This window comes from Kiritimatiellia bacterium, from assembly GCA_028715905.1.
Lineage (GTDB): Bacteria > Verrucomicrobiota > Kiritimatiellia > JAAZAB01 > JAAZAB01 > JAQUQV01.
Window position 1 is genome coordinate 1 of record JAQUQV010000105.1, and the last position, 4446, is coordinate 4446.

At 56.2% G+C, this 4446-nt stretch carries 2 protein-coding genes; one reads left to right on the forward strand and one right to left on the reverse strand.

What is annotated here, in order from left to right; all coding sequences use genetic code 11:
* The first annotated feature begins 240 nt into the window (after window positions 1-240).
* The gene (locus tag PHP98_11735) at window positions 241-1080 is read left to right on the forward strand and encodes an alpha/beta fold hydrolase (protein ID MDD5484298.1); all 840 of its coding nucleotides are present in this window, start codon (window positions 241-243) and stop codon (window positions 1078-1080) included.
* Between the two features lie 100 nt (window positions 1081-1180).
* Here PHP98_11735 and ileS read toward each other — a convergent pair whose 3' ends face one another.
* On the reverse strand, window positions 1181-4312 hold the full coding sequence (gene ileS / locus PHP98_11740) for an isoleucine--tRNA ligase (protein ID MDD5484299.1): 3132 nt from the start codon (window positions 4310-4312) through the stop codon (window positions 1181-1183).
* Between the last annotated feature and the right edge of the window lie 134 nt (window positions 4313-4446).

Sequence of the window (4446 nt, forward strand, 5' to 3'; positions counted from 1 at the left end):
GCCGCGGACGTTATTCAATGCCTGCTGGCCGAACTGAAAAACGCTTGATATGCCGTCCCCCAATTCGGCCCATGCCCGCAACCCAACCCAAAATGAACTGAATAACGATGTTTCTCAATGAGAACACCGAGGGCAGAGTTCCGCTGCGTTCTCATTGCGCTCTGTGAGAATATTTTTATTGTGTGTTCTTGTAATTTTCTTTTTTTTCACAGCGGCCGCTCGTGTTAAAGGCGCTAAGTCATGCGTTCCGTCATGCTCATTTATAACAACCCGCTCTGGCCGCTGGCATTGCTGGCCGCCGGTTACCTTGCGCTGGTATTATGGGTCTACTTTTCGCAGGAACGGCTTCTCTATTTCCCGGACAATTCCCGTCCGGAATTCTCAACCCGGTTCGGCCTACGCCCCTGGCCGGATATTGAAAATTTTCGGGGATTCGTTTCCAGCACACCCCTAAAAGAACCAAAAGGAATTTTCATGGTCTGGCACGGCAACGCCGGCTCGGCGCTGGACAGAACTTATTTCACGGACGCCCTGGAGCGCCGCGGCTGGCGCGTCATCCTGGCGGAATATCCCGGTTACTGCGGCCGGGCGGGCCAAACAACGGAAAAATCATTGGTGGCCGACGCCCTCGCAACGATTGATCTGGCCCGCCGTGAATTCAACCTTCCTATTTGCCTCGTCGGCGAATCGCTCGGCTGCGGCGTGGCCGCCGCGGCCGCGAAAGAAAGACCCTGGATCAACGGCGTGATCCTGATCACGCCCTGGGCCGATTTGCCGGAGCTGGCGCAGGCCAAATACCCCTATCTGCCGGCGCGCTGGCTCGCGCGCGACCGTTACGACAACATCAACAATCTGCGCGGCTATAACGGCCCCGTGGCTGTCCTGCTGGCCGAGCATGACGAAGTCGTCCCGCGCCGGCACGGCCGGCGACTGTTTGACAGCCTGGCCGGTAAAAAACATCTCATGGTTTTTCCCTCCGCAGGCCACAACTCCTGGCCGTCCGGGGCGGACGAAAAATGGTGGGACGAGGTCATTGATTTCATCGCCGCCGGAAACGGAGAGGGAAAAATTGGTATTTAATTAGGGGGGAGGAAACCGCATCCCTGTGCGGCGATTCCGGACGGCAAAACATACATCGCCCCGACGCGGCGCAAGGCGCGCAAGCCGCCGGACGGCGGCGCTATTTCCTGATTGCAACCCTGAAATTCCGCCCCTCTATTTCCAGCCGTTGCGAAAGGTCCGCCTCTTTTTCCGGAATTTCTGCCTGAACGGCCAGCGCCAGTCCGGCGATATGTTTTTTCCATTTCTCGTCCAGCTCGCCTTCTATTTCCATCGCAATGCGGTCGCTGACCGCGTAACCGGCCTCCTTGCGCATTACCTGGACGGCGCGGTTCAGCTCGTTGGCGACGCCTTCTTCCTTCAATTCCGGCGAAAGGCATGTATCCAGCAGGACAAGGACGCCGTTCTGGCAAAGCACGTCGCCGCCCTGGCCGATATAAGAGATTTCAACGTCCGCTTTGTCCAGCGTCCATTCCCGGGAATTTTCGCGGACAATGATTTTGTCGTTTTCCTCGCGGACATTTCCAGCCTTGGCGGCCGCAATGATTTTCTGGACGTCCCGGCCGAACTTGGGCCCGATAACGCGCGGATTGGGCACCACGCGCAGGGCGGCAATTGCGGCCGGGTCTTCAATAAATTCCACGTTCTTGACGTTCAATTCGTTCCTGATCATCGGCGCCTGCCGGCTGACAACTTCGCGCTTTATGCCCGACGGCAGGGAAATTTTTACGGCCGGCAGAGGCTGGCGCGTTTTGATGCCTGTCTTCTGGCGCAGGGCCAGGCCAAGCGAAACTATATTGCGCGCCGCGGCGGTTTCCTCAATCAATCCGTCATTGCGGTATTTTTCCGGGATATCCGGCCAGGGCGACAGGTGGACCGATTCTTCGCCGGTCAGCATTTTGTAGAGATAATCGGCGACAAACGGCGCCGATGGCGCGAGCATTTTAAGAAGCGAAACCAGGACGTAATAGAACGTGTCGTAAGCTTCCTTTTTTTCAGGGGTCAGGCCGTTGCCCCAGAAACGCTCGCGCGACTGGCGGATGAACCAGTTGGTCAATTCGCCAATAAATTCCACCAGCGGCGCGACGCTCTGGTTCAGGTAAAAAGTCCGGAAGGCGTTGCCCGCTTTTTTTTCAGCCCGGTAAAGCACGGCCAATATCCAGCGGTCAAGCGGATGGAACGAGTTGGAAATATCCGGTGTTTTGCCGGGATCGCCGGTGTAGCCGTCAATATTGGCGTAAGTGACAAAGAACGAGCAGGCGTTCCAGAGCGGCAAAAGGACCTGCTTGATCTGGTCGCGCACGCCGCAGTCGTTGAAGTTCATGTCCTCCATGACCACCGCGGGCGAATTCAACAGGTAAAGGCGCATGGCGTCGGCCCCGTATTTGTCAATCAGTTCCATCGGGTCGGTGAAATTCTTTTTTGACTTTGAGATTTTATGGCCCTCCTCGCTGAGGAGGGTGCCGTGCACGAGGCAGTTTTTGAAGGCGGCGCGGTCCAGGAGCGCCGCGGCCAGGATGTGCAGGTAATAAAACCAGCCGCGGATCTGTCCGGGATATTCCACGATGAAATCGGCTGGAAAATGCTTTTCAAACCAGTCCTTGTTTTCAAACGGATAATGGCACTGGCCGAACGGCATGGAGCCGGATTCAAACCAGCAATCCAGCACCTCCGGGATGCGATGCATCGCGCGCGAGCATTTTGGACAGGGGATCGTTACTTCATCCAGAAATTCCTTGTGCAGGTCTTCCAGTGGTTTTTTTGCGTATTTGTTGATTTCCGCGAGCGAGCCCGGCACCAGCCGTTCCGCGCAGGCGGGGTCGGCGCATTCCCAGACCGGGATCGGCGTGCCCCAGTAGCGGGAACGCGATATGTTCCAGTCGCGCGCGCCCTCCAGCCACTTGCCGAATCTCCCATGCTTGACGTGTTCCGGGACCCAGTTGATTTCCTCGTTGTGCGCAAGCAGCCGATCCTTGATTTTTTCAACCGCGAAATACCAGGCGTCGGTCGCGCGGTAAATGAGCGGCGTGCGGCAGCGCCAGCAGTGGGGATAGTTGTGCTCTATCGTCCCGTGAAAAACCAGGACATGGTTGTCCTTCAACCAGCGGATGATATCACGGTTACTTTCATGCACGTTGCGGCCGGCAAATTCTGGAATTTCGGCGGTGAAACACCCCCTGGAATCCACCGGATTCCTCACGCCCAGGCCGTGGCGTTTGCAAAGCCAGTAATCGTCCTCGCCGAACGCCGGCGCGCAATGGACGATCCCGACGCCGTCCTCAAGGGTAACGAAATCGGCGGCCAGAATTTTGAAATAACCCTCCCGGGCCAGGTCGCGGTAATGCGGATAAACGGGGACATATTTCCGGCCGACCAGTTCCCGCCCGTCAAACTCGCGGATGATTTTCGGGGCATTTCCGAAAACCCCCTTCCAGCGCGGGAGCAGGTCCCGGGCCATGATAAAAACCCTATCTTCGTGCTCAAAGGCAACGTAGCGGTAATTTTTCCCGATTGCCAGGACAAGGTTGGAGATGAGGGTCCAGGGCGTGGTGGTCCAGGCCAGGTAATAGGTTTTTCCGCGCACCGAAGCGGGCAGACCGGGCGGATCATCCGCGGCCTGGAAGGTTACAATAACCTCCGGGTCCTGTTTCGGCCGGGTTGAATCGGACTCGCGGATGTCCGAAATGGAAAGGCAAGTCTCGCAATGATAGCAATAGGGAGTTACGCGGTAATCCTTGTAAATGAGCCCCTTGTCATAGCACTGCTTAAAGACCCACATGACCGACTCCATATAATTCCGGTCCAGGGTCCGGTAGGCGTTCCGGTAATCCACCCAGCGCCCGATTTTACGGATGTACTCCTCCCAGGCGGCGTTGCAGTCGGCCACCAGCCGGCGGCAGGACCGGTTGAATTCAGCCACGCTCAAACTTTTTTCAATCTCGGTTTTTCCCTTTATCCCGAGTTTTTTCTCAACCGCGTTTTCAATCGGCAGGCCGTGGCAGTCCCAGCCCCAGCGCCGCGGCACCGAAAAGCCGGCCATGGTAAAAAAACGCGCCAGGGCGTCTTTCAGGATGGAAACGAAAATTGTGCCGAAATGCGGCGCGCCGGTGGGGAACGGCGGCCCGTCGTAAAAGACCATCTCTCTGCCCGAGATTTTCAGCGATTTCCCGAAAATATCCTTTTCGCTCCAATCCTTCAGGATAAGGCCTTCCACATCCGGGAAATGGACCGGCGTTTTCAGTTCCTTGTACATATGCGCCAACGATATTAAAATTACAAAAAAAAATCAAGCGGGCAAAAGATTAACCGAAGATATTTCTTTAATTGATTTTTAAGGGCGGACTTTATAAACTGCGCCCATACATTTCATGAAAACGGACGTCTTGA